Genomic DNA, 22,889 nt, shown 5'->3' with positions numbered 1-22,889 from the left:
GCCGATTCGTAACGAAGCCTGTTTCAGCCCTCGGAGGAGGGCCATTTTTCATAGAACAAGGTGGCTTCGATGGCCCGCGAAAGCGCGTTGGAATCGCCATTCGACGACAAAGCCGGCAAAAGAAGTCGGGACAGTGAGATGCCCTCGAATTCCCACATTTCACCACTTGGATAGCGTTCGGCCTCGTCACGATCCACAAGCCGGACGACGAGATAAAGCGGAGCGGCCTCCGCAAAAGCGACCTTGAAAAGCCCCGCGCCGCGAATCTCCACGCCACCAGCAAGGGCGGCTGGAACGCTGGCGATCAGCCTGCCGCTCTCCACGTGAAGCAATGTGCGGTCGTCAGCGACCAGTGAAGCGACCTCTCCACGAAGGAGGGCTCTTTCCACAAGTGTCAGCGCAAGTTCGGTCTTGCCCGCGCCGGAACGCCCCATGATCATGACACCACGGCCTTGAACCTGAAGCGTGGTTGCATGAAGCCCGCTTTTTTCCTCTTCAGGTGTCATGGGCTTGCAGGCAGGTCGACGATGAAGCGCGCACCCTTGAACTGGTCGGGCTTTGCCGGATCGACAGTATTCTCTGCAGTCAGCGTGCCGCCATGCGCTTCTATGATCTGGCGGCTGATCGAAAGGCCGAGACCGGAATTCTGGCCGAAAGCCTCCGAGGCCGGACGGTCCGTATAGAATCGCTCGAAAATGCGCTCGATATTCTCGATCGGAATGCCTGGACCATTATCCTCGACAAGCACGCGCAAGCGACTGCCTTCGCCACTCAGCGACACGACGATGCGGCCTGTATCGTCCGGCACGAAAGAACGGGCATTTTCAATCAGATTGCTCACCACCTGACCAAGACGCAGATCATGACCGGCAACATAGAAACCCTTCTTTCCGGCAGGCAGTTTGCCGGTATCGAAGACGATTTCCGTTCCGACCTTGTTGCGGCGCACTTCGCGCGCTGCCGTTACGAGATTGGTCAGAAGCGTCTTCATGTCGACGCGGTCGATATGTTCGCGCGCAAGTTCCGCATCGAGACGCGAAGCGTCGGAAATATCGGTAATCAGGCGGTCGAGGCGGCGAACGTCATGCTGGATGATATCGAGAAGCCGCTTGCGCGATTCTTCGGTCTTGGCGAGCGGCAGGGTTTCGACAGCGCTGCGCAGCGAGGTGAGGGGGTTCTTCAACTCATGGCTGACATCGGCGGCAAAGCTTTCGATGGCCTCGATACGGGTGTAGAGCGAATCGGTCATTTCGCGGATCGACGTGGAAAGATGGCCGACCTCATCCTGACGTTCGGAGAAATCGGGAATTTCCACACGGCTCTTCACACCATGGCGAACGCGGTCTGCCGCAGCAGAAAGCTTGCGCAGCGGGCTTGCAATCGTCGATGCGAGGAAAAGCGACAGAATGACCATGACCAGAGAAACGACGCCGAACACGCGGAAAACCGCCATGCGTTCACCCTGCACGATCTTGTCGATGTCGTCGCCTTCGGTGGAGAGCAGGAGTACACCCAATATTGCACGCGAGCGCTGGATCGGGACGGCAACCGAGACGACCAGCTCGCCCTTTTCATTGCGTCGCTGCGCTGTTTGCGGCGAACCGGCCAGCGCCTTGACGATTTCCGGATAGGCAAGGCCGTTACCGCCCGGCTGCTCCTGATAGACCGGCAGGCCTCCACCATAGAACAGATGCGAAATCCACGTCCCGGCCCGTTCCCAGATGGTCGGCGTCTCTTCCTCGATCGGCGGCAGGTCGTAGCGAAGTACAGGCCCCGCCGAAGGGAAGCTTGGTGAATAGAGTGCGCGCGAATCGAGCAACATATTGGCGTAGCGATCATAGATGCGCGCCCGCGTGCTCGTCGGCGAAATCAACCGGCGCAGCAAGGGAGAAACTTTTTCCGGATTGATCGGAAATTCCCAATTGTCGGGCGAATCCGGTGATGGCGTCAGGCTTTGCCCGGCCTGAAGCTCCAGAAGCTTTTCCGGGTCGATCATCAAAGAATTGGTATCGATGGTCGCCGAAGCCGAGATTGCGCCTGCAATGATCTTGCCTTGCGTCAGCAGGCTTTCGATCTTTGCATCAATCAGCCCCTCACGGAACTGATTCATGTAGAGAATGCCGGAAACAAGAACCGCCAGCGCCGCCAGATTGAGAAACAGGATACGGCGCGTCAGACTCGAGAACAGATATTGGCCAAGAAACTTGCGCAGGGGCGCAAAGAAGCGACGCCAGAACACCGAGCGCTGCCGCCGGGCCCTGCGTTCGCGCAAATCCGATTTCTGGCCGATAAGGCCGTCGTTCCCGGTTTCTGCGACCATGTCGCTCTGTCTGCTCTCATTAAACTACCGCCAGACCTTACGGACTGGCGATATGTAATTATCTATCAAGCCTCGCGGAAGCGATAGCCGACGCCATAGAGCGTTTCGATCATTTCGAAATCGTCGTCAACCGCCTTGAACTTCTTGCGCAGGCGCTTGATATGGCTGTCGATGGTACGGTCATCCACATAGACCTGCTCATCATAAGCCGCATCCATGAGGGCGTCACGGCTTTTCACGACGCCCGGACGCTGTGCCAACGAATGAAGAATCAGGAACTCAGTGACCGTCAGCGTTACCGGCTCGCCCTTCCAGGTGCAGGTGTGACGCTCCTGATCCATGACCAGCTGGCCGCGCTCAAGCGATTTGGCCTGCTGCCCGGTCGGCTTGGCCGTGCCATCGCGTGCGGCAACCCGGCGAAGTACCGCCTTGACGCGCTCGACCAGAAGGCGCTGCGAGAACGGCTTGGTGATGAAATCATCCGCGCCCATCTTGAGGCCGAAAAGCTCGTCGATCTCGTCGTCCTTGGACGTGAGGAAGATGACGGGGAGGTCGGATTTCTGGCGCAGACGACGCAGAAGCTCCATACCGTCCATGCGCGGCATCTTGATATCGAAGATCGCAAGATTGGGCGGACGCGCCATCAGACCGTCCAGCGCGGACGCGCCATCGGTGTAGGTTTCGACCCGATAGCCTTCCGATTCCAGCGCTATGGACACGGAGGTCAGGATGTTGCGGTCGTCGTCGACCAGCGCAATTGTCTGCGTTGCCGAAGCTTCCTTCATGCGAACCTTTCTCCTTCAACTAAGCCAACCGGAATATCCGGCTGGTGACGTCTTTCAGCCGCCAGAGACTGGCGGGTTATAGATCGAGCGCCTTATTACACATCGATACTAGTATAATGTGCCTGCTTGTGCAGTACAAATTAGGTACAAAATGTGGCGGCACCGGAAGAAGCCGCGAAACGACGCTCTCCGAATCGCGCTTTGGTTAATGCCAGCCCGACCTTCATTCCCCGAAACTCACAGCTCATAACGCATAGATTAAACGATTTAAAAAAATTTCAAAAATTTTAAATCGATTAAATATTTGAATTGCCACGATTAATCTGTTTCTGACTGCCATCCTCAGTTTCGCGATCAATCTGGTAGGCGCGAAACGAGACCGATCAATTGTCAAACCATATGGCGGAGACATCATGAGAGAGACCGGCATTCACAACACGGCCGCTTCCATTGCCACTTCAGGACTGAAGGAAATCTCCGCAGTCTTTTACAACCTTGGGGCCGCCCGGCTTTATGAGGAAACCGTTCGCCGGGGCGAAGCCGAACTGTCGGCGCAGGGTGCACTTGTCGCACGCACCGGACAGCACACGGGCCGTTCGCCGAAAGACAAGTTCGTCGTGCGCGATGCCGACACGGAAGATCATGTCTGGTGGGACAACAACAAGCCGATGAGCCGCGAGGCCTTCGAGCTTCTTTATGCCGATTTCATCGACCATGCGAAGGGTAAGGAGCTTTTCGTTCAGGATCTCATCGGCGGCGCCGATGCCGACAACAAGATCAATGCCCGCGTCATCACCGAATATGCCTGGCATTCGCTGTTCATTCGCAATCTTCTGATCCGTCCGGAACAGGAAGCGCTTGCTTCCTACGTGCCGGAAATGACGATTATCGACCTGCCATCCTTCAAGGCGGATCCGGAACGCTATGGCGTGCGCACTGAAACCGTCATCGCGGTCGACCTGACCCGCAAGATCGTACTGATCGGCGGCACGTCCTATGCCGGCGAGATGAAGAAGTCGGTTTTCACCGCACTCAACTACATCCTGCCTGCGAAGGGTGTGATGCCGATGCACTGCTCGGCCAATGAAGGCCCGAACGGCGACACCGCCGTCTTCTTCGGCCTGTCCGGCACCGGCAAGACCACGCTTTCGGCAGATCCGACCCGTACGCTGATCGGCGATGACGAGCATGGCTGGGGCGAACATGGCATCTTCAACTTCGAAGGCGGCTGCTACGCCAAAACCATCCGTCTGTCCGCCGAAGCGGAGCCGGAAATCTACGCGACGACGCAGCGTTTCGGCACGGTGCTGGAAAATGTCGTTCTCGATGAGAACCGCCAGCCGGATTTCGATGACGGCTCGCTGACGGAAAACACCCGCTGCGCCTATCCGCTCGATTTCATCCCGAATGCATCGAAGTCGGGCAAGGGCGGCCAGCCGAAGAACATCATCATGCTCACCGCCGATGCCTTCGGCGTAATGCCTCCGATTGCCAAGCTGACGCCAGCACAGGCCATGTACCACTTCCTGTCCGGTTACACGGCCAAGGTCGCCGGTACCGAAAAGGGCGTGACCGAACCGGAAGCGACCTTCTCGACCTGCTTCGGCGCACCGTTCATGCCGCGCCATCCGTCGGAATATGGCAATCTTCTGCGCAAGCTGATCGCCGAGCACAAGGTCGATTGCTGGCTGGTCAATACCGGCTGGACCGGTGGTGCTTACGGCGTCGGCAAGCGCATGCCAATCAAGGCAACCCGCGCTCTGCTCGCCGCCGCGCTTGACGGTTCGCTGAACGACGCCGAATTCCGCATCGATCCGAATTTCGGCTTCGCGGTTCCGGTCGACGTACCGGGTGTGGACACGTCCATTCTCGATCCGCGCTCGACCTGGGCCGACAAGGCTGCCTATGACGCGCAGGCCAAGAAGCTTGTCGACATGTTCGTCACGAATTTCGAGAAATTCGAAAGCCATGTCGATCACGAGGTAAAGGACGCGGCGCCAGCGATCCGTATCGCTGCGGAATAGCTTTTTCTACGCATGTCTTTATCCAAAAACCGGTTCCCACTTTTTGGAGACATGCTTTTAGCATCCTGAGGAGGAGGGAGAGCCCGGCTGAAAGGCCGGGTTTTTCTTTTGTATAAGGGATACAAAGCGGTATATCTCCCCGTCATGGAAGAGAACCGGAACATCATCCGCATCACCAATCGCCTGACGATCCGTGAAGACGATCTGGAGGAGAGCTTCATTCGTGCCTCCGGGCCGGGCGGTCAGAACGTCAACAAGGTTTCGACTGCCGTGCAGCTGCGCTTTCATGCCGTGAGAGCAGGCCTGCCGGAAGATATCCTGTCACGGCTCTTCAAGCTTGCCGGACAGAAAGGTACCAAGGACGGCGATATTCTGATCGAGGCCAATCGTTTCCGCACCCAGGAGCGCAACCGCGAGGACGCGCGCGAACGGCTGATCGCGCTTATTGCCAAAGCTGCCGAACCACCGCCGCCGCCACGCAAGAAGACCAGGCCCACAAAAGGCTCCGTCGAACGCCGCCTCAAGGCCAAGTCCGGACGATCCGACATCAAGAAGGGCCGCGGCAAGGTTTCTTACGATTAAAAGGAACCACGGGGCGGAAACTCTCCGCCATCAACATCCGGCAGATAGATTTCCGCCGCCATGAAGGTGACGGCCTTGCCCGCAAGCAGGACGCGGTCGTCTTTCAGTTCGCAAAGAAGATGTCCGCCACGTGCCGACACCTGCTGTGCATGCAGTCGGTTCTTTCCCAATTTCCGGCTCCAATAGGGTACAAGCGTAGCGTGAATCGACCCGGTGACGGGATCTTCAGGAATGCCCGCGCCAGGTACAAAATAGCGCGAGACAAAATCATGCGACACGCCCTTTGCCGTGACAACTAGACCGACGGGTCCCAGTTTCGCAATCTGCGGCAAGTCAGGGACGAAAACGCGTACGGACGCCTCGTCTGCAAGCTCAACGAAGATGTTTTCAAAATTGCGGAAGAACCGGCTCCCGTCCGATCTGTCAAAAAGCGGAGCGATGGAGGTCGGCAGTTCCGCCAATGGTTGCGGCGGAAAACACGGAATGTCGAGGACATAACCGCTGCCCGAACGAGAAACCCGGATCGGGCCGACGCGGGTTTCAAAATCCATATCCCCTTCAACATCATAATGTGCAGCAAGGACATGCGCCGTCGCCAGCGTGGCATGGCCGCAGAAATCGACTTCCGTCGTTGGGGTGAACCAGCGCAAACGCCAGCTATCCCCGTCGCGGCAGGCAAAAGCCGTTTCCGCCAGATTGTTCTCGCTGGCGATTGCCTGCATCAGATGGTCGGACAGCCACGCGTCGAGAATGAGAACGGCTGCCGGATTGCCACCAAACAGGCAGTCGGTGAAGGCATCCACTTGATACATGCGCAACGTTTGCGGCATTGTCGTTACTATATCTTCCGCTTTTATATTTTTCTCAGCGCCACTTCCTCGATCAGGTGATCGCTGCCCTTGCGCAGGATCAGATCGGCGCGCGGGCGCGTCGGCAGGATATTATCCTTGAGGTTCTTCAGGTTGATATTGTTCCACAGTCCTTCGCCAATCGAACGCGCCGCATCTTCCGAAAGCTGCGAATAGCGATGGAAGAAGGATTCCGGATTGACGAAAGCAGTCTCCCGCAGCCGCATGAAGCGGTCGATATACCATTTGTGAATCAGCTGCGATTCCGCATCGATATAGATCGAGAAGTCGAAGAAATCGGAGACGAAGGGCACCATCTTGCCGTCTTCCGGCAGATCGCGCACCTGCAGCACATTGATGCCTTCAAAGATCAGAATATCCGGCTTGTCGACGATCTGATATTCGCCCGGCAATACGTCGTAGCTCAGATGCGAATAGAGCGGCGCACGCACCTGGCTCATGCCTGCCTTGATCGCTGACAGAAAGCGCAAGACCGCACCCACATCGTAACTTTCGGGAAAACCCTTGCGCTCCATCATGTTCTGCTCGCGCAGGACCGCATTGGGGTAGAGAAAACCGTCGGTCGTCACCAGATCGACCTTCGGGCTCGACGGCCAGCGTGCCAGAAGCTCTTTCAGGATACGCGCGGTCGTGGATTTCCCAACCGCAACAGAGCCTGCAATGCCGATGATGAACGGTGTCTTGAACGACTCTTCCATATTGAGGAACTGCTTGCGCTGCTCAAACAGAAGCTGGCTTGCCTCCACATGCGCCGACAGCAATCGCGACAGCGACAGATAGATGCGCCGTACCTCGTCAAGATCGATAGGATCGCCCAGCGAGCGCAGCCGTTTGACCTCGTCATAGGTCAGGGTGAGCGGCGTGTCGGCGCGAAAGCCCGCCCATTCCTCAGCCGAAAAGAAACGGTAAGGCGAGTAACGCGACGGCGTTAGCTGGTCCACTTTTTCCCACATATTGTCGCTGCTCTCCCTCAACGCCAATTCTGCACTAGCAGCTTTCAATTCGCTTTGCATTTATGCTTTCGGACGACCGGCCTTTTCCTCAAGACCAGTCTGCGCCGTGCGGCGTTGCAATTCTGCAAGAACCTCATTGAGCGGTACGTCCGCAATCTTGAGAACCACCAGCAGATGATAAAGCAGGTCAGCGCTTTCGGTGACCACTTCCGCGCGGTTGCCCTCAACAGCGGCAATGACCGTTTCCACGGCTTCTTCACCGAGCTTTTTCGCGGCCCGTGTCTGTCCCTTGGCAACAAGGCTTGCAGTATAAGACGAGCCGTCCGTCATGCCGGCACGCTCCGCGACGATGCGTTCAAGGTCGGAAAGTGTGAACTCAGTCATCGGATTTCCTTCAGATTTCTGTGCATGTCGTTATCGGATCGTAGCGGGATCAGAAAACAGTCCAGTGGACTGATTTCCCCGCGAAGACGGTTCCCACTTTTCCGCGACATGCTGTATTCTCAACGGATCGGATCGAGCCGCATCGGGATGCCAGCTTCGGCCATATAGCGTTTGGCCTCGCCAATCGTATAGGTGCCGAAGTGGAAGATGGATGCTGCGAGAACTGCCGTCGCATGACCGTCACGAATGCCCGCAACCATGTGATCGAGATTGCCGACACCACCCGAAGCGATTACCGGAACGCGCACGCTGTCAGCCACGGCTCGCGTCAGTGCCACGTCGTAACCGGCCTTGGTTCCGTCGCGATCCATCGAGGTTAGCAGGATTTCACCAGCGCCGAGGCTCACCACCTTCTGCGCAAACTCCACCGCGTCGATGCCGGTTGTCTGGCGTCCGCCATGGGTGAAGATTTCCCAACGGTCGGCTTCACCTTCGCCCGAAACCTTCTTGGCGTCGATGGCGACCACGATGCACTGGTCACCGAATTTGTCAGCAGCTTCTGCAACAAATTCCGGGTTCTTCACCGCAGCCGTGTTGATCGAAACCTTGTCTGCACCGGCCAGAAGCAGCTTGCGAATATCGGCAACCTGACGCACGCCACCGCCAACAGTGAGCGGCATGAAGCACTGTTCCGCTGTACGGGCGATGACATCGAAAATTGTCTCGCGATTGTCCGAAGACGCCGTGATGTCGAGGAAGCACAGTTCGTCTGCGCCTGCCGCATCATAGGCGCGAGCCGCTTCCACCGGATCACCGGCATCAATCAAATCGACAAAGTTTACGCCCTTGACGACGCGTCCGTCCTTCACATCGAGGCACGGTATCACTCTTGCTTTCAGCATGGTTGTCCTCGATCTGCTGCGTCTCTTTTCAGTTTTGCCTGTCCTCGCGGTCCGGCCTTTGCCGGACTGTTCGCTGCGGGCAGGCGGGAGCGGCCGTCTTTAACGTCCAGACAAGGAATTACGCGTGCTTTGAGTGTCATGCTGCGGCCCTCAATAGGGATAAAGCTTCTGCCGGATCGATGCGACCATCGTAAAGCGCGCGACCGGAAATCGCGCCTTCCAGCTTGCGGGCATCAGGAGCGGCAAGACGTTTAATGTCATCCATCGAGGCGAGGCCGCCCGATGCGATCACCGGGATGGAAACGCTATCTGCGAGGCCGAGCGTCGAATCCCAGTTGATGCCAGCCAGAACGCCGTCGCGGTCGATGTCGGTATAGATGATGGCGGCAACGCCTGCGCCTTCAAACTTTTTCGCGAGTTCGATCACGCCCAGTTCAGACGCTTCTGCCCAGCCTTCAACGGCGACATAGCCGCCCTTGGCATCGATGCCGACAGCAACCTGACCCGGAAATGCCTTGCAGGCCTCTATCACCAATGCTGGATCGCGCACGGCGACCGTACCAAGAATGACGCGGCGCAATCCCTTGGAAAGCCAGTTCTCGATATGCTGGAGCGTGCGGATACCGCCCCCGAGCTGCACCGGATTTTTCGTGGCTTTCAGGATCGCTTCCACAGCCTTGCCGTTGACGCTTTCGCCAGCAAAGGCACCGTTGAGATCAACCACATGCAGCCATTCAAAGCCCTGATCCTCAAAGGCTTTGGCCTGTGCAGCCGGGTCTTCATTATAGACGGTGGCCTGATCCATGTCGCCGAGCTTCAGGCGCACGCATTGACCGTCTTTCAAATCGATGGCGGGAAAAAGGATCATAATGTCAGGGCTTCCATTTCAGGAAATTGGCAATGAGCGAAAGGCCGAGCAGCTGGCTCTTTTCAGGATGGAACTGGGTTCCCACCATATTGTCGCGGCCAACCGTTGCAGTGACATCGCCGCCATATTCAGTAACGGCCAGCACGTCAGCCTTGTTCTTCGCATCGAACATATAGGAATGCACGAAATAGGCGTGCAACCCGTTCTCGCCGGTCTCGATACCTTCGAAGACCGGGTGAGAATGTTTCACGTGAATCCTGTTCCAGCCGATCTGCGGAATTTTCAGCGAAGGATCGGACGGCGTCATTTCACGCACATCGCCCGCAATCCAGCCAAGACCCTTGGTCACTTCCTTTTCAAGGCCGCGCTCCGACATGAGCTGCATGCCGACGCAAATGCCAAGGAAGGGGTGCGCCTTCTTCAGAACCACATCTTCCAGTGCTTCCACCATGCCCGGAACGGCATGGAGGCCGCGACGGCAATCGGCGTAGGCGCCAACGCCCGGAAGCACGATACGGTCAGCCGTCGCCACGCGATCGGCATCCGCCGTCAGTTCTATTTCTGCCGCGATACCGCTCTCATGCGCCGCGCGCTCAAAAGCCTTGGTGGCCGAGCGCAGATTGCCGGAGCCGTAATCGATGATTGCAACACGCATTTTCAGTTTTCTCCGCGATGGCCGACAAACCCGATCGTCGAGCCAAATGAGGAATAGGTGGGACGAGGGGGCTGCTGCGCCCATTCCGGAGCAGGCTTGTCCGCAAGAGAGATTGCTGGCCGGGCCGCATCTTCGAGGCTGTAGAAATAGCGGATCTCTGCTTCTTCCAGATCGGAGGCATCAATGACCGCTTTTTCGACAAAACCCTGACGCCTGAGCTTGGCGATCTTCCAGTTGACGCCTTCCAGCGCCACAAACAGCGATACCAGCAGGGTCAGAAGCGGAACCGCATCGGCGATGCCGAAGTAAGCTCCGGCAAGTCCGAGCAGGATTTTGATGCCCAGAACAGCAAAAGCTTCGAACCACAGGCGCTGGGTCAGAAGCCAGACGAAGGGCAAGACCAGCGCCAGTACATGGAATCCGTCGCGCACGAAGACGGCCTTTTCAGCGCTTTTTTCAGTCGCAATTTCGGACGGAAAACCGGTGTCCACTTTTCCTGAAATTGCTTTACTATCCCTCGGTTCCAGCACGACATATTGCGCCATGACCTGTCCTTCCGTTCGGGACCTATCCCTTTAACGAACCCTTGGTGGAGGGAATTGCATCCTTCTGGCGCGGATCGGTTTCGAGCGCCGTGCGCAGAACCCTGGCCACCGCCTTGAAGATCGATTCCGCAATATGGTGGTTGTTGGCACCATAATGATTGTTGATGTGGAGTGTGATGCCTGCATTCATCGCGAAAGCCTGGAAGAATTCGCGCACCAGCTCGGTATCGAACGTGCCGATCTTGGATGTCGTGAAATTGACGTTCCAGACCAGAAAGGCGCGCCCGGATACATCGACGGCAGCGCCGGTCAGCGTATCGTCCATCGCCAGGTCCATCGAGGCATAGCGCACGATACCGCGGCGCTCGCCCAATGCTTTAGCAATGGCCTGACCGAGCGCAATGCCGGTGTCCTCGACCGTGTGGTGATCATCGATATGCAGGTCGCCCTTGGCCATGACACGCATATCGATGAGCGAATGTCGGGAAAGCTGCTCCAGCATGTGATCGAAGAAGCCGACACCGGTGGTGATGTCGAACTTGCCAACGCCGTCCAGATCGACGGAAACGGCAATGCTCGTTTCCTTGGTCGAGCGCTCGATGCTTGCCTTGCGGGTGCTTTCTGCAGTCATAAGCTTTCCTCATTCAATAGCTTGGAGGCGTTCTAGAACAGCTTGCCCAGTTTGCCAATTCCTTTTGCCGGTTTGGCAAGCTGCAATTCGGCATTTGCAATTCGTCCGTACGTTCTTAAATATTCTCAGCGAAGCACGATTCATCCGCCAATGGCTGACGGAACCTGTTTCTTCAATAGATGAAGGGGCACCTGCAATTGCCTTCCGGGATTGCATGTGCCGCCAAAGGAGCATCCATGATCGAACATCATCCCACGACAATTTACGGCACGACCATCGTCACCGTGCGCAAGGGTAACAAGGTCGTTATCGCCGGCGACGGACAGGTTTCGCTCGGCAATACCGTCATGAAGGGCAATGCGCGAAAGGTTCGCCGCATCGGCAAGGGCAATGTGATTGCCGGTTTTGCCGGAGCCACCGCAGACGCCTTCACCCTTCTGGAACGCCTCGAAGCGAAGCTGGAACAATATCCCGACCAGCTCATGCGCGCTTCGGTCGAACTCGCCAAGGACTGGCGCACCGACCGCTATCTGCGCAAGCTGGAAGCCATGATGCTGGTTGCCGACAGCAAGGTAACGCTGGCGCTGACGGGCACCGGCGACGTGCTTGAACCCGAACACGGCGTCATGGCCATCGGTTCGGGCGGCAATTATGCGCTGGCCGCTGCCCGCGCGCTGGTCGATACGGACAAGTCAGCCGAAGAAATCGCCCGCAAGGCGATGGATATCGCCGCCGATATCTGCATCTACACCAACCACAATATCATCGTGGAAAGCCTGGACGCAGAATGAGTTCGCTCGCGCAGGCCTCAAAACCGAGTGCGCAACGCTGGGGCCTGGGCGCCCTAATCGTTCTCGCCATACTCGCAGTGCAAGCCTCCTGGCTTTACTTCGACGGGCGGATCGCCATGTGCGAATGCGGGACCATAAAATTATGGTCGGGTTCGCTGATGACCGAAAATTCGCAGCATATATCCGACTGGTATACGCTGTCGCATATCATCCATGGCTTTCTGTTCTACTGGCTGTTCACGGTCATCGCACCCAAAGCCCCGCTCGGCTTGAGACTTGCGGCTGCGGTCGGCATCGAAGCCGTATGGGAACTGGTCGAGAATTCGAACTTCATCATCGAACGCTATCGCGCCAATACGTCCTCGGTGGACTATTTCGGCGACAGCATCGTGAATTCGGTTGCCGACACGGTTGCCGCCCTGATCGGCTTTCTGATCGCAGCCAAACTGCCAACGAAAATAACCGTCGCCATCGCGCTGTTCTTTGAAGTTCTGGCGCTGATCGTCATTCGCGACAATCTTACGCTCAACGTGATCATGCTGCTGCATCCGTTCGAGTTCATCAAGCAGTGGCAAAGTGGGTTATAATTATGAGTAATTTCTCTCCCCGTGAAATCGTCTCCGAACTCGACCGCTTCATCATCGGCCAGAACGACGCCAAGCGCGCGGTCGCTATCGCCCTTCGCAATCGCTGGCGCCGCCAGCAGCTCGAAGGCCAGATGCGCGAAGAGGTCATGCCGAAAAACATCCTGATGATCGGACCGACCGGCGTCGGCAAGACGGAAATTTCCCGCCGCCTCGCAAAGCTGGCCGGTGCGCCTTTCGTCAAGGTGGAAGCGACCAAGTTCACCGAAGTCGGCTATGTCGGCCGTGACGTCGAGCAGATCGTCCGCGATCTCGTCGAAGTTGCCATCACGCTCGTCCGTGAAAAGCGTCGCGACGATGTGAAGGCCAAGGCGCATCTCAATGCGGAAGAACGCGTGCTGGATGCACTGGTCGGCAAGACCGCCAGCCCCGCCACGCGTGACAGCTTCCGCAAGAAACTGCGCAATGGCGAAATGGACGACAAGGAAATCGAAATCGAGGTCGCCGACACCGGTTCCGGCCCAAGCTTTGAAATTCCGGGCATGCCGGGCGCCAATATTGGTGTCATGAACCTGTCCGACATGCTGGGCAAGGCCATGGGCGGGCGCACCAAGACGCGCAAGACCACGGTGAAGGATTCCTATCCGATCCTGATCAACGATGAATCCGACAAGCTTCTGGATCAGGACCAGATCGTTCAAGAAGCGCTTCGCGTCACCGAAGACGAAGGCATCGTGTTCATCGACGAGATCGACAAGATCGCATCGCGGGAAGGCGGTATGGGTGCCGGTGTGTCGCGCGAAGGCGTGCAACGCGATCTGCTGCCGCTGGTCGAAGGCACGACCGTTGCGACCAAATACGGGCCGGTGAAGACCGACCACGTGCTGTTCATCGCATCCGGTGCGTTTCACGTATCCAAGCCGTCCGATCTTCTGCCGGAACTACAGGGCCGTCTGCCGATCCGTGTCGAGCTTAATGCGCTGACACGCGAAGATTTCCGCCGCATCCTGACGGAGACCGAGGCAAGCCTGATCAAGCAGTATATCGCACTGATGGAAACGGAAGAGGTGAAGCTGGAGATCACCGATGACGCCATCGACGCTCTGGCCGATATCGCTGTCGATCTCAATGCGACGGTTGAAAACATCGGTGCGCGACGGTTGCAGACGGTGATGGAACGTGTTCTCGATGAGATTTCATACACCGCGCCCGACAAGACAGGTGCAACTTTCGTCATCGACGCGGCCTATGTAAAGGACAAGATCGGCAGCCTTGCCAAGAACACCGATCTGTCGCGCTTCATCTTGTAAAAGTGGCCATAAAGCCACGGCGCGAGTTCACTTTCGCAAATACTGCAAAAACCCCTCGACTTGCATCGGGGGGTTTTTTATTTTCCCCGCAACTTTTACCGAATATTCACCATATCAGGACCGTTTCCACACAATGATCAGAATAATGGGCGCAAAGCCGCGACGCATTTTTGTTGGATTTGTCCTGGCCCTCAGCCTTGCCAGCCAGAGCGCCTATGCAGCGACGGTCGTGCCTCCGGGTAATCGCAGTGCGGAACAGCCGCCAATTCCCGGCGCATCCGCCAAGCGCACGCGTGAGCTGAGCACCACGTACGAGAAGAAGTATCAGAAGATCTACAATCTCCTGAAAAAGGATGCCTCGCTGCGTTCCAAGATCCGCTCAACGGCAGCCGCCTATGGCATTGATCCAATTCACATTGTCGGCGCGATTGTGGGCGAGCACACCTATAATGTCGACGTCTATGACCGGCTGCAGACCTATTACGTCAAGGCCATGTCCTATGTGAACCAGGGCGTGAGCTTCGGCTACAATGGTGAAAGCATCGGCCAGTTCATCAAGAGGCCGGAATTTGCCGACTGCCTGAAACACAAGGACAGCTATTCGCTATGGTCCTGCCGCGAGAATGTCTGGAATAAGAACTTCCGCGGCAAATCTGTCGGTGGCAACGCTTATCCCAACAATCGTTTCAGCGCGGTCTTCTTCCAGCCCTTCTATGCCGGGCAGACATTCGGTCTTGGCCAGATCAATCCGCTGACAGCATTGCAGATGTCCGACATGGTGAACCGCGTTTCCGGTCTGCCCAAGCTCAACGCAGAAGACGGCAATGTCGTCTACAAGACGATCATGGACCCCGATCTGACGCTGCCCTACATTGCGGCGACGCTGAAACAGTCGATCAACTCCTACCGCCAGATCGCCGATTTCGACATTTCGAAGAATCCCGGCCTGACCGCCACGCTCTATAATACGGGCGGTGCCGAAGCACGCGCACGAGCGCTTGCCAACGAAAACGCCAAGCGAAAGGCGGACGGTCAGGAACCTTTGCTACCGCAGGAAAACTACTATGGATGGCTGGTCAATTCGAAGCTTGATGAGCTGAAAGCGCTTTTCTAGTGGATTTTTCGAATTTGACGTTTGAAACGGGATTAATATCGGATGGGTATCAAACGTCAAATTCAATCCACTAGAGCGCGTTTCGATCTGATTGGATCAGATCGGCGCTCTGATCATTTGTTTCTACGCGCATCTTTTCCGATCGAAGCAGGATCAGAAATCAGTCCAGTGGACTGATTTCCCTGCGTAGGCGTTTCACACTTTTCGGGATGCGCTTTAATCAACTTGAACAGGCTTGATACCGCGGCGGCGCTTTCGCGCCGCCTCTATTTCCTCACTCAGATGCCTGATCGTCTCGCGGTCGATGATGCGGATATTGCGCGCCAGAAGATTGGCGAGTTCTGTTGCCTGCGGCGACAGGCCCGACGTATCGATCACCACGCGCGGATGCGACACGGCGGCGAGGTTCTGCAACTCTTCCGCTTCGTCCCAGATGATATTGAAATAGGTGATGATGCGCTGAAGCAGGTCCCAGGTCGGCTGGCCGCGCCGGCCATGTTCCAGCGCTGACAGATAGGCCGGTGAAACGCGAAGCGCTGCCGCCATATCCTTCTGCGTTACGCTGCGTTCTTCCCGCAACTCGCGCAAGCGTATTCCAAATGGCGTCATCGCGGTCTGCTCCCCCCGGGCAATACGGTTTGCTGTGCCATGGTTTGCGTCTGGCGGCGAAGCCTTACATAGAGGGCGCCATGCCCGCCATGATGACGCGCCGCATCCTCATAGGCACTCACCAGAAGCCGGAACAGCGGTGTGGAAAACCAGTGCGGCACCGCCTGTCGCAAAATCCCTTCGCTGCCGAATGAACGGCCTTTGCCGGTAATAACCATGACGTGACGCAGGCCACGTGCATGTGCGCTGACCAGAAATCCGTAGAGCAGGCCGTGCGCCTCTCCCTGCGTGAGACCGTGCAGATCGATGCGGGCTTCAATATCGACACGACCTTTGGCGATCTTTCGATGCGTCGGCTTGTCGAGTGATTGAATCTGCATTTCGCTGAGCGCCGACAAGCCCTTCTTCGGTTTGCTCGCTTCCACCGCAGGCTGAACCTTCGCCTTGGCAGGGCGCTTTTCTTCTTCCGCCATCAGGGATTTGAAATCGGGAAGTTCGTCCTCACTCGCCTTTGGCTTTATCAGCGGCTTTGCGGTCTTCGCGACCGTTTCCCACAGGATGCGGTCTTCGGGCCGCAGATAATCCTTTTCCGGCTTGTCGGTGTTACGCGCCATCCCGTTCACGCCTCCAGAAGCCTGCGCGGCACCAGCGCATAAAAGTCAGCATCGTCCTTCACACCACCGGCGATCTCGCCTGCCGTGTCGCCAGAGCCCGCGAACAGATCGCCGCGGGCAGGGCCGACAATGGCCGTTCCCGTATCCTGCGCGATCATCAGGCGTGCAAAAGGTTCACCGTCAAAGACCGTGACATTGGGAGCACTGACATGGATCGGCGTCCCGAATGTGTGAAGCAATTTATCGACAGCAAGCGAACGCCCGGCAGTCAGCGGGACTTTTGCAGCCGCAATAGGTCCGGCATCCGGGTCGTCCACAGAAGCTTCCCGGAAGAAAATGTAGGACCGGTTCTGCCAGATGAGATCGTCGGCCTTATCCGGATGCTCGGCCAGCCAGCGTCGGATCGACTGCATGGAAATTTCTGAAGCCGGGATTTCGCCATTGGCAACCAGAATGCGGCCGATGCCTGTAAACGGATGGCCGGATTTGGCTGCATATGTAATGCGCAGCAACCCGCCATCGCGCAGTTTCAGGCGTGCTGCACCTTGCACATGCGCGAAAAAGGCATCGACCCGGTCGGCGACAAAAGCGATTTCCAACCCACGCCCGGAAAGACTTCCCTGCTCGATTGTCTGGCGGTCGTCATATTCGGCAAGGCCGTTTTCCGTCCGGCGCGCAAAGGCAAAGGACGGATCAAGTCCGATTGGACGGCTTTCATCTGTCACTTTCACGAGGTCATCGGGCTGGCGCAGGAAGGGCACCTTGAACCGGGTGTCGGCCTCAAGGGAGGCTTCGATCTCCGGTTCATAGAAAGCGGTCACAAAGCCTTTGCTCTGATCGGGAACGATCCGGCAGGGGATAAAATTCTGTTCGAAGAAAGCGCGCGCTTCTTCCACACCCGGATTGTCGAGGCTGCGTGCAGCCGCAAAGATCGGCCCCAACGCTTCGAAACAGATGCCGAGACTGCCGCTTTTGTAAGTCTGGTGGGCCGCATAGTCGGCAGAACGGCGAAACGCAGCGAATGCCGCGGACTGATCGTCCCGGTTCCAGCCCGGACAATCGGAAAAAGCCACCGGGCGCAAAATCCTCGCCAAGTCGTTCATCGCCGCATCCGTCTAACTATGCACAAACAAAAAGGCCGCTGATTTTTTGAAACGCGCATCTTTTCCGATCGAAGCAGGATCAGAAATCAGTCCAGTGGACTGATTTCCCTGCGTAGGCGTTTCACACTTTTCGGGATGCGCTATCGCGGCCGGATTCACATGTTTTCTCTTAATCTTCCGCTTCGGTTGCGACAAGCTTCCAATTTGGATCGCGCGATCGTGTGTCGCGGGCAAAGGTCCAGAGATCCTTGATCTCGAGCACGTTTTCCGGATCGCCGTCGATCAGCTTGCCGTCCTTGTCAAAGGTGGATGAAATCATCTGGCTAACGATATTGACCGTTACGTGCGCTTCCGACCCCTTCATCTCAGCACCGGCGATTTCCGCCTTGTCGATCCCCACAAAGGACGAACGCACGCTTTCGCCACGGGTTTCGCGGTCGTCGATAGCTGAAACAAAGCCCTCGAAGACATCCTTGGAAAGCAGATTTTTCAGAACCTTGCGATCGCCATCGGCAAAGGACATCACAATCATTTCATAGGCGATCTTCACGCCTTCCACGAAACCGGCCGGATCGAACGAAGGATCGGCAGCGTAAATCGCGCGCATGCCATCATTGACCGGCGTGCCGACCGGAGCGGCCTTGTCGATGGCGGTGAAATCTTTTTCGCCCGGACGACGTGGCAGAGAGACGACATTATCCGTCTCACCGCTTGCCGGTGCAGCATCGGCACTGCGGGCTGATGTGTAAGGATCGAAGGGCGGTTTTTCACTTCCGGTACGACGGCCAAGAACATTCCTCAGCTGGAGAAAGATGATCACCGCTGCGATGAAGAAGAATATCGTGCCAAAATCAAAAAATTCCATGCCGCCTGCCGCTGATTGAAGGATCAGGCATTTCGCCTTTCCTTATCCCTAGTTTGTATCTCATACATATAGATCGGCTTACGTCATCATTCAAATCCCGATCATGCATACCTATTTGATATTGCATGACAGACAGTTTCAATTTCGTTCCGAACCTGAAAAAGTTACAATTCAGGTTAAATTGAAACGCTGAAACCAAACAACAAAGGTCGTAACTTACGTGTCCTCCTCTCTCGCCCCTCTCGTCATGCTGGCGATGCCTTTCATCGAAATTGCCGGTTTCGTCATTATCGGCAGCAAGATCGGCGTTTTCGCGACTTTGGGCCTCGTTATTCTGAGCGCAATGCTGGGTTTCTTTCTGCTGCGCGTGCAGGGCATCGGGCTTTTGCAGCGTATCCGTACCGAAACGGCTGCCGGACGCGTGCCGGATCGCGAAATGGTGCATGGCGCCATGCTGGTTCTGGCAGCGATCCTGCTGATCGTGCCCGGCTTTGTCAGCAGCACCATCGGCATTCTGCTGTTCATTCCGTTCATCCGTGATTTCATGTGGGAAAAATTCATGCGCGGCCGCATGGTCGTTGCGACATCCGCGCGCTATTCGGACGGCTACGGGCAACAGCGCCCCGGTTCAAATCCACGTCAGGACCATGTCATCGATCTCGATCCAGAGGATTATACCACCAGGCCGAATGAAAACTCGCCGTGGAAAGACGACCGTAAAGATCAATGAATACGCAAATACTAACCTAAAAAGCCTTTCTTGCCTCATGCCCGCGCACATGCTAGCCAAACATTCCGACCTTTCGGGGCAGTCTGCGTAGACTGCGCTGGAAGCGCAAAAGTTTTAATCACCGATAGAAGGCATACCGATAATGAGCGATAAGGCCGCGGGCGAAGTAAAGAACGGCAATGGCGCGACGGCCGAGCCGTCCCTCAACATTCTGGCGCAGTATGTGAAGGACCTGTCCTTCGAAAGCCCGGGCGCGCCGCTGTCGCTGCGTCCGCGCGAGAAGGCACCGTCCATCAACATCAACGTGAACGTAAACGCCAATCCGCTTTCCGAAACGGATTTCGACGTTGTGCTGACGCTGGAAGCCAAGGCTGTTGACGGCAAGGACGTCCTTTTCAACACCGAGCTCGTCTATGGCGGCGTGTTCCGCATTCAGGGCATCCCGCAGGAGCACATGCTTCCGCTTCTGTTCATCGAATGCCCGCGTCTTCTGTTCCCGTTCGCTCGCCAGATCATTGCCGACGCAACGCGCAACGGTGGCTACCCGCCGCTGATGATCGACCCGATCGATTTCGCGCAGATGTTCCAGCAGCGGATGGCCGAAGAACAGGCCAAGTCCGCTGTAAAGAGCTGATCATTTCAAACAATGATCGCAAAAAAGCCCCGGATGATCCGGGGCTTTTTCATATCCACGTCCAAGACGTGTTCAGTATTTCTTCCAGATGGCTTTTTCGCCCAGCTTGTCCACAAGTGCGGCGTGAGCAGCGCGCTCCGCATCGGAAATGCGTGGGGCAAGCGGCCTCGGGCGCGCGGCAAGAACGATGGCAGCGCCGCTCTCTCCGGCATTGTTGCCGCTGACAGCACCGCCCATGCTGAGCCCAAGCGCTGTCTGCTTGCCGCCGATCAGTTCTATATAGACTTCGGCCAAAATCTCGGAATCGAGCAATGCCCCGTGCAGGGTACGGTGTCCATTCTCGATGCCGTAGCGCTTGCACAAGGCGTCGAGTGAATTCGGACCCATCGGATGCTTGCGGCGGGCAAGCGCCAATGTATCGATGATGCGCTCCGACTGGATTTCAGCCTGTCCGAGCCTTGCCAGTTCAGCATTGATGAAGCCAAGGTCGAACATGGCATTGTGTGCCACGAGCTTGGCCCCGTCGAAAAATTCGAGAAACTCGTCCAGAACTTCCGCGAATGTCGGCTTGTCCAGCAATTGTTCATTGCTGATGCCGTGGACCGCGAGCGCTTCGGGATGAACCTGACGCCCCTGCGGGTTGATGTATTTATGGAAAGTGCGGCCTGTGGGAAACTTGTTGATCAGTTCCACGCCGCCGATTTCGATCACACGGTCCTCGAGCCTTTCCAGACCGGTGGTTTCCGTATCGAAAACGATTTCACGCATTGAAGAACCTCTCGGAAAATATCTCGAACAGCTGTAACACAGCGCCCGCGATTATTCTGTCGCGACCGCCGGCTTTCCACTCAATTCCGCAACAATTTCGGTAATCTGACGGCGCAGATTGTCGAAACTACCGCTCGTATCGATAATGAAATCGGCTCTCGCACGCTTTTCCGCATCCGGCGTCTGACGGGCGAGAATGGCATCGAGTTTTTCTTCCGTCATGCCCGGTCGCGCAAGCACGCGAATGTGCTGTATCTCGGCAGGGGCTGAGACAACCACTATCTTGTCCACACGCTTGTCGCCGCCGGTTTCAAAAAGCAGCGGAATATCGATCAGTGCCAGAGCGGCGCCAGCTTGCTCCGCATTGCGGCGAAAGGCTTCTTCTTCCTCACGCACAAGCGGATGAACGATGGCTTCCAGTTTCTTCAGGGCTTCGGGCTTTCCGATGACGGCAGCGGAAAGTTTTTCCCGATTGACCGCACCGTTTTCCACAGTGCCCGGAAACGCAGCCTCGATCAGCGGGGCCGCGCGACCGGAATAGAGCTGGTGCACGGTGTCGTCGGCGCTATAGATCGGCACACCGGCTTCGGCGAACATGTTCGCCGCCGTTGTTTTCCCCATTCCGATGGAGCCAGTTAATCCGAGCACGATCATAGTATCTGTTCCAAAAGTCGCCATGCCTTGCTGCAAATGGCGTTTTTCTGCGCTTCCGGTGCTCATTCACTTAAGTACACTCTGCTCCGGTTCTCGAAAATCACCATTTTCACTGCGGCTTGACGCTTTTTGATCCAGATACCAGAGCGCCAGCCTTTGCCATATCTGCCAGAATATGCTCACGCAGCGCTTTCGTCACTAGCGGCCTTTTGCCGAACCAGCGCTCAAAACCTGGAACGGCCTGATGCAGCAACATGCCAAGACCATCCACTGTCACCAGACCTGCTTCTTCGGCCTTTTTCAGAAAGGGCGTCTTGAGCGGTACATAAACAATATCGGTGGCGACTGCCTTTCGCGACGCCTTGCCAAGATCGAGCGGGAATACCTCTTGCTCGTCATGACCGCTCATGCCAAGCGATGTCGTGTTGACGATCAATCCGGCGTCGGAGACCAGTTTTTGCGCCGCATCCCAGCCATACGCCGAGACACGTGGTCCGAAATGGGTTGCGAGATCTTGCGCCCGACTCACCGTGCGATTGACGATGGCGACTTTCTTAAAGCCGCGCGACAACAGCGCGTGGACGATTGCCCGGCTTGCGCCACCAGCGCCCAGAACGAGGGCACTGTCGGCATTATCCCAGCCGGAAGCCGATGCATCGAGATTGGCGGCAAAACCATAGGCATCGGTATTGCCGCCATTGAGCCTGCCATTTTCAAGCCAAAGCGTGTTGACCGCGCCGATGGCCTTCGCGGCCTCATCCAGACTTTGCACCGCAGCATAGGCTGCTTCCTTGTGGGGAATGGTGACATTGCCACCGGCAAAACCGTTTTCGGCAAGCGACGAAGCAAAGAAGCCGAAATCCTCCGGCTTCACTTCTATCGCCTCATAAGAACCGTCGATCCCAAGTTCATCAAGCCAGAAACCATGGATCAGCGGCGACCGCGAATGTTTTATCGGAAAGCCGGTGACAAACGCCTTCTTAGCCATCGATCAGTTTTTCCTTCCGCAGTTCAGCCAGCAGCGGCAGCAGCGGCAGACCGACAATCGTGAAATAATCGCCTTCGATCTTGTCGAAAAGCTGGATGCCCGGTCCTTCGACCTGATAGGCGCCGACGCTCGAAAGCGCGACGTCCCCCACACGACCGAGATAACGCCCGACAAAACCGGGATCCAGATCGCGCATGGTCATGCGGGCAATCGAAACGTGGCGCCACAGGGTTTTGCCGTCCTTCACAAGCACAACCGCACTGTTGAGCTGATGGGTCTTTCCGGAAAATTTCAGAAGCTGGCGGCGCGCCGCTTCCATATCGGCGGGCTTGTGGAAAATCTCGTCACCGAGTGACAGAGTCTGATCGCAGCCGATCACCACCGCGCCGGGGTTCTTCTCGCTTACGTCGAGCGCCTTCGCCTCGGCCAGAACCTGTGCGACTTCTTCCGGCGTAGCGCCCGTTTCATAAAGTGGGGCTTCGACCGCGCGCTCGTCGATATCCGCGCTTGCTGTTGAAAACTCTATGCCGGCATTCTTCAGCAACGCCGAACGGAAGGGGCTTTTAGAGGCAAGAACGAGTTTGTCCGTCATGACAGGAATCCTTGT

Annotated in this window: 27 protein-coding genes; 8 read left to right on the top strand and 19 right to left on the bottom strand. The window is 56.7% G+C overall.

The annotated features are described in order from the left end of the window. Positions 1–23: 23 nt before the first annotated feature. From FG152_RS03905 to FG152_RS03895, 3 genes are all read right to left on the bottom strand, one after another. On the bottom strand, positions 24–506 hold the full coding sequence (locus tag FG152_RS03905; protein ID WP_029926288.1) for an HPr kinase/phosphorylase: 483 nt from the start codon (positions 504–506) through the stop codon (positions 24–26). Continuing rightward, a complete protein-coding gene (locus FG152_RS03900; RefSeq protein WP_454623004.1) occupies positions 503–2,320 on the bottom strand; it encodes a sensor histidine kinase in 1,818 nt (605 codons plus the stop codon). The genes FG152_RS03905 and FG152_RS03900 overlap by 4 nt, the downstream gene beginning before the upstream one ends. Positions 2,321–2,385: 65 nt before the next feature. Further along, entirely contained in the window at positions 2,386–3,105 is a 720-nt protein-coding gene (locus tag FG152_RS03895; RefSeq protein ID WP_006468074.1) for a response regulator transcription factor, read from the bottom strand. Positions 3,106–3,518: 413 nt separating this feature from the next. On the opposite strand from FG152_RS03895, the gene FG152_RS03890 reads away from it, so the two are divergent. Beyond that, positions 3,519–5,129, top strand: a complete 1,611-nt coding sequence (locus tag FG152_RS03890) for a phosphoenolpyruvate carboxykinase (RefSeq protein WP_029926292.1) — start codon at positions 3,519–3,521, stop codon at positions 5,127–5,129. 144 nt (positions 5,130–5,273) lie between these two features. Then, positions 5,274–5,711, top strand: coding sequence for an alternative ribosome rescue aminoacyl-tRNA hydrolase ArfB (gene arfB / locus FG152_RS03885; RefSeq protein ID WP_010657676.1), 438 nt, complete (start codon positions 5,274–5,276; stop codon positions 5,709–5,711). On the opposite strand, the gene FG152_RS03880 is transcribed toward arfB, so the two are convergent. The 8 genes from FG152_RS03880 to hisB all read right to left on the bottom strand — a co-directional run bounded on the left by FG152_RS03880 (position 5,708) and on the right by hisB (position 11,518). Next, positions 5,708–6,541, bottom strand: coding sequence for a PhzF family phenazine biosynthesis protein (locus FG152_RS03880; RefSeq protein ID WP_029926295.1), 834 nt, complete (start codon positions 6,539–6,541; stop codon positions 5,708–5,710). The two genes, arfB and FG152_RS03880, sit on opposite strands and share 4 nt — an antisense overlap. 23 nt (positions 6,542–6,564) lie before the next feature. After that, the gene (gene coaA / locus FG152_RS03875) at positions 6,565–7,533 is read right to left on the bottom strand and encodes a type I pantothenate kinase (protein WP_010657674.1); all 969 of its coding nucleotides are present in this window, start codon (positions 7,531–7,533) and stop codon (positions 6,565–6,567) included. Positions 7,534–7,593: 60 nt separating this feature from the next. Then, positions 7,594–7,917 (bottom strand): phosphoribosyl-ATP diphosphatase, encoded by a 324-nt coding sequence (locus FG152_RS03870; RefSeq protein WP_029926298.1) that lies wholly within the window; start codon positions 7,915–7,917, stop codon positions 7,594–7,596. A gap of 119 nt (positions 7,918–8,036) precedes the next feature. Continuing rightward, a complete protein-coding gene (hisF, locus tag FG152_RS03865; protein ID WP_029926300.1) occupies positions 8,037–8,819 on the bottom strand; it encodes an imidazole glycerol phosphate synthase subunit HisF in 783 nt (260 codons plus the stop codon). 136 nt (positions 8,820–8,955) lie between these two features. Continuing rightward, positions 8,956–9,687 carry a 1-(5-phosphoribosyl)-5-[(5-phosphoribosylamino)methylideneamino]imidazole-4-carboxamide isomerase gene (hisA, locus tag FG152_RS03860; protein WP_012091058.1) on the bottom strand — a complete coding sequence of 244 codons (732 nt, stop codon included), beginning with the start codon at positions 9,685–9,687 and terminating at the stop codon, positions 8,956–8,958. A 4-nt stretch (positions 9,688–9,691) separates the two neighbouring features. After that, on the bottom strand, positions 9,692–10,342 hold the full coding sequence (hisH, locus tag FG152_RS03855) for an imidazole glycerol phosphate synthase subunit HisH (protein ID WP_012091059.1): 651 nt from the start codon (positions 10,340–10,342) through the stop codon (positions 9,692–9,694). A 2-nt stretch (positions 10,343–10,344) separates the two neighbouring features. Beyond that, positions 10,345–10,887 (bottom strand): DUF2628 domain-containing protein, encoded by a 543-nt coding sequence (locus FG152_RS03850; RefSeq protein WP_498985309.1) that lies wholly within the window; start codon positions 10,885–10,887, stop codon positions 10,345–10,347. A gap of 22 nt (positions 10,888–10,909) precedes the next feature. Continuing rightward, positions 10,910–11,518, bottom strand: a complete 609-nt coding sequence (gene hisB, locus FG152_RS03845; RefSeq protein ID WP_012091061.1) for an imidazoleglycerol-phosphate dehydratase HisB — start codon at positions 11,516–11,518, stop codon at positions 10,910–10,912. A gap of 236 nt (positions 11,519–11,754) precedes the next feature. On the opposite strand from hisB, the gene hslV reads away from it, so the two are divergent. The 4 genes from hslV to FG152_RS03825 all read left to right on the top strand — a co-directional run bounded on the left by hslV (position 11,755) and on the right by FG152_RS03825 (position 15,317). Further along, a complete protein-coding gene (gene hslV, locus FG152_RS03840; protein WP_010657667.1) occupies positions 11,755–12,309 on the top strand; it encodes an ATP-dependent protease subunit HslV in 555 nt (184 codons plus the stop codon). Continuing rightward, positions 12,306–12,896, top strand: a complete 591-nt coding sequence (locus FG152_RS03835) for a DUF2585 domain-containing protein (RefSeq protein WP_010657666.1) — start codon at positions 12,306–12,308, stop codon at positions 12,894–12,896. Before hslV ends, FG152_RS03835 begins: the two co-directional genes overlap by 4 nt. A gap of 2 nt (positions 12,897–12,898) precedes the next feature. After that, positions 12,899–14,203: an ATP-dependent protease ATPase subunit HslU gene (hslU, locus tag FG152_RS03830; RefSeq protein ID WP_010657665.1), complete on the top strand. Its 1,305-nt coding sequence runs from the start codon at positions 12,899–12,901 to the stop codon at positions 14,201–14,203. Positions 14,204–14,336: 133 nt separating this feature from the next. Then, the gene (locus tag FG152_RS03825; protein WP_012091062.1) at positions 14,337–15,317 is read left to right on the top strand and encodes a DUF1402 family protein; all 981 of its coding nucleotides are present in this window, start codon (positions 14,337–14,339) and stop codon (positions 15,315–15,317) included. Between the two features lie 216 nt (positions 15,318–15,533). On the opposite strand, the gene FG152_RS03820 is transcribed toward FG152_RS03825, so the two are convergent. The 4 genes from FG152_RS03820 to FG152_RS03805 form a co-directional block, all read right to left on the bottom strand. Next, the gene (locus FG152_RS03820) at positions 15,534–15,926 is read right to left on the bottom strand and encodes a helix-turn-helix transcriptional regulator (RefSeq protein WP_029926305.1); all 393 of its coding nucleotides are present in this window, start codon (positions 15,924–15,926) and stop codon (positions 15,534–15,536) included. Next, the gene (locus FG152_RS03815; RefSeq protein ID WP_010657662.1) at positions 15,923–16,540 is read right to left on the bottom strand and encodes a Smr/MutS family protein; all 618 of its coding nucleotides are present in this window, start codon (positions 16,538–16,540) and stop codon (positions 15,923–15,925) included. Before FG152_RS03815 ends, FG152_RS03820 begins: the two co-directional genes overlap by 4 nt. Positions 16,541–16,545: 5 nt before the next feature. Beyond that, positions 16,546–17,643, bottom strand: coding sequence for a murein transglycosylase A (gene mltA / locus FG152_RS03810; RefSeq protein ID WP_029926306.1), 1,098 nt, complete (start codon positions 17,641–17,643; stop codon positions 16,546–16,548). 169 nt (positions 17,644–17,812) lie between these two features. After that, positions 17,813–18,508 carry a Tim44/TimA family putative adaptor protein gene (locus FG152_RS03805; RefSeq protein WP_010657660.1) on the bottom strand — a complete coding sequence of 232 codons (696 nt, stop codon included), beginning with the start codon at positions 18,506–18,508 and terminating at the stop codon, positions 17,813–17,815. 220 nt (positions 18,509–18,728) lie between these two features. On the opposite strand from FG152_RS03805, the gene FG152_RS03800 reads away from it, so the two are divergent. Beyond that, positions 18,729–19,238, top strand: coding sequence for an FxsA family protein (locus tag FG152_RS03800; RefSeq protein WP_010657659.1), 510 nt, complete (start codon positions 18,729–18,731; stop codon positions 19,236–19,238). Between the two features lie 142 nt (positions 19,239–19,380). After that, positions 19,381–19,872: a protein-export chaperone SecB gene (gene secB / locus FG152_RS03795; protein WP_010657658.1), complete on the top strand. Its 492-nt coding sequence runs from the start codon at positions 19,381–19,383 to the stop codon at positions 19,870–19,872. 72 nt (positions 19,873–19,944) lie between these two features. Here secB and dnaQ read toward each other — a convergent pair whose 3' ends face one another. The 4 genes from dnaQ to FG152_RS03775 all read right to left on the bottom strand — a co-directional run bounded on the left by dnaQ (position 19,945) and on the right by FG152_RS03775 (position 22,874). Beyond that, entirely contained in the window at positions 19,945–20,640 is a 696-nt protein-coding gene (dnaQ, locus tag FG152_RS03790; RefSeq protein WP_010657657.1) for a DNA polymerase III subunit epsilon, read from the bottom strand. A 51-nt stretch (positions 20,641–20,691) separates the two neighbouring features. Next, the gene (gene coaE / locus FG152_RS03785; protein WP_010657656.1) at positions 20,692–21,294 is read right to left on the bottom strand and encodes a dephospho-CoA kinase; all 603 of its coding nucleotides are present in this window, start codon (positions 21,292–21,294) and stop codon (positions 20,692–20,694) included. 109 nt (positions 21,295–21,403) lie between these two features. Continuing rightward, complete coding sequence (locus FG152_RS03780) at positions 21,404–22,282, bottom strand: shikimate dehydrogenase (RefSeq protein ID WP_029926307.1); 879 nt, start codon at positions 22,280–22,282, stop codon at positions 21,404–21,406. Next, positions 22,275–22,874 carry a Maf-like protein gene (locus FG152_RS03775; RefSeq protein ID WP_029926308.1) on the bottom strand — a complete coding sequence of 200 codons (600 nt, stop codon included), beginning with the start codon at positions 22,872–22,874 and terminating at the stop codon, positions 22,275–22,277. Before FG152_RS03775 ends, FG152_RS03780 begins: the two co-directional genes overlap by 8 nt. Positions 22,875–22,889: the final 15 nt, after the last annotated feature.

Origin of the sequence: Ochrobactrum sp. XJ1 (assembly GCF_024701725.1) — a bacterium.
GTDB classification, from domain to species: Bacteria; Pseudomonadota; Alphaproteobacteria; order Rhizobiales; family Rhizobiaceae; genus Brucella; species Brucella anthropi.
The sequence above is the reverse complement of the archived record's forward strand: the minus strand, read 5'-3'. Positions and strand labels throughout refer to the sequence as shown.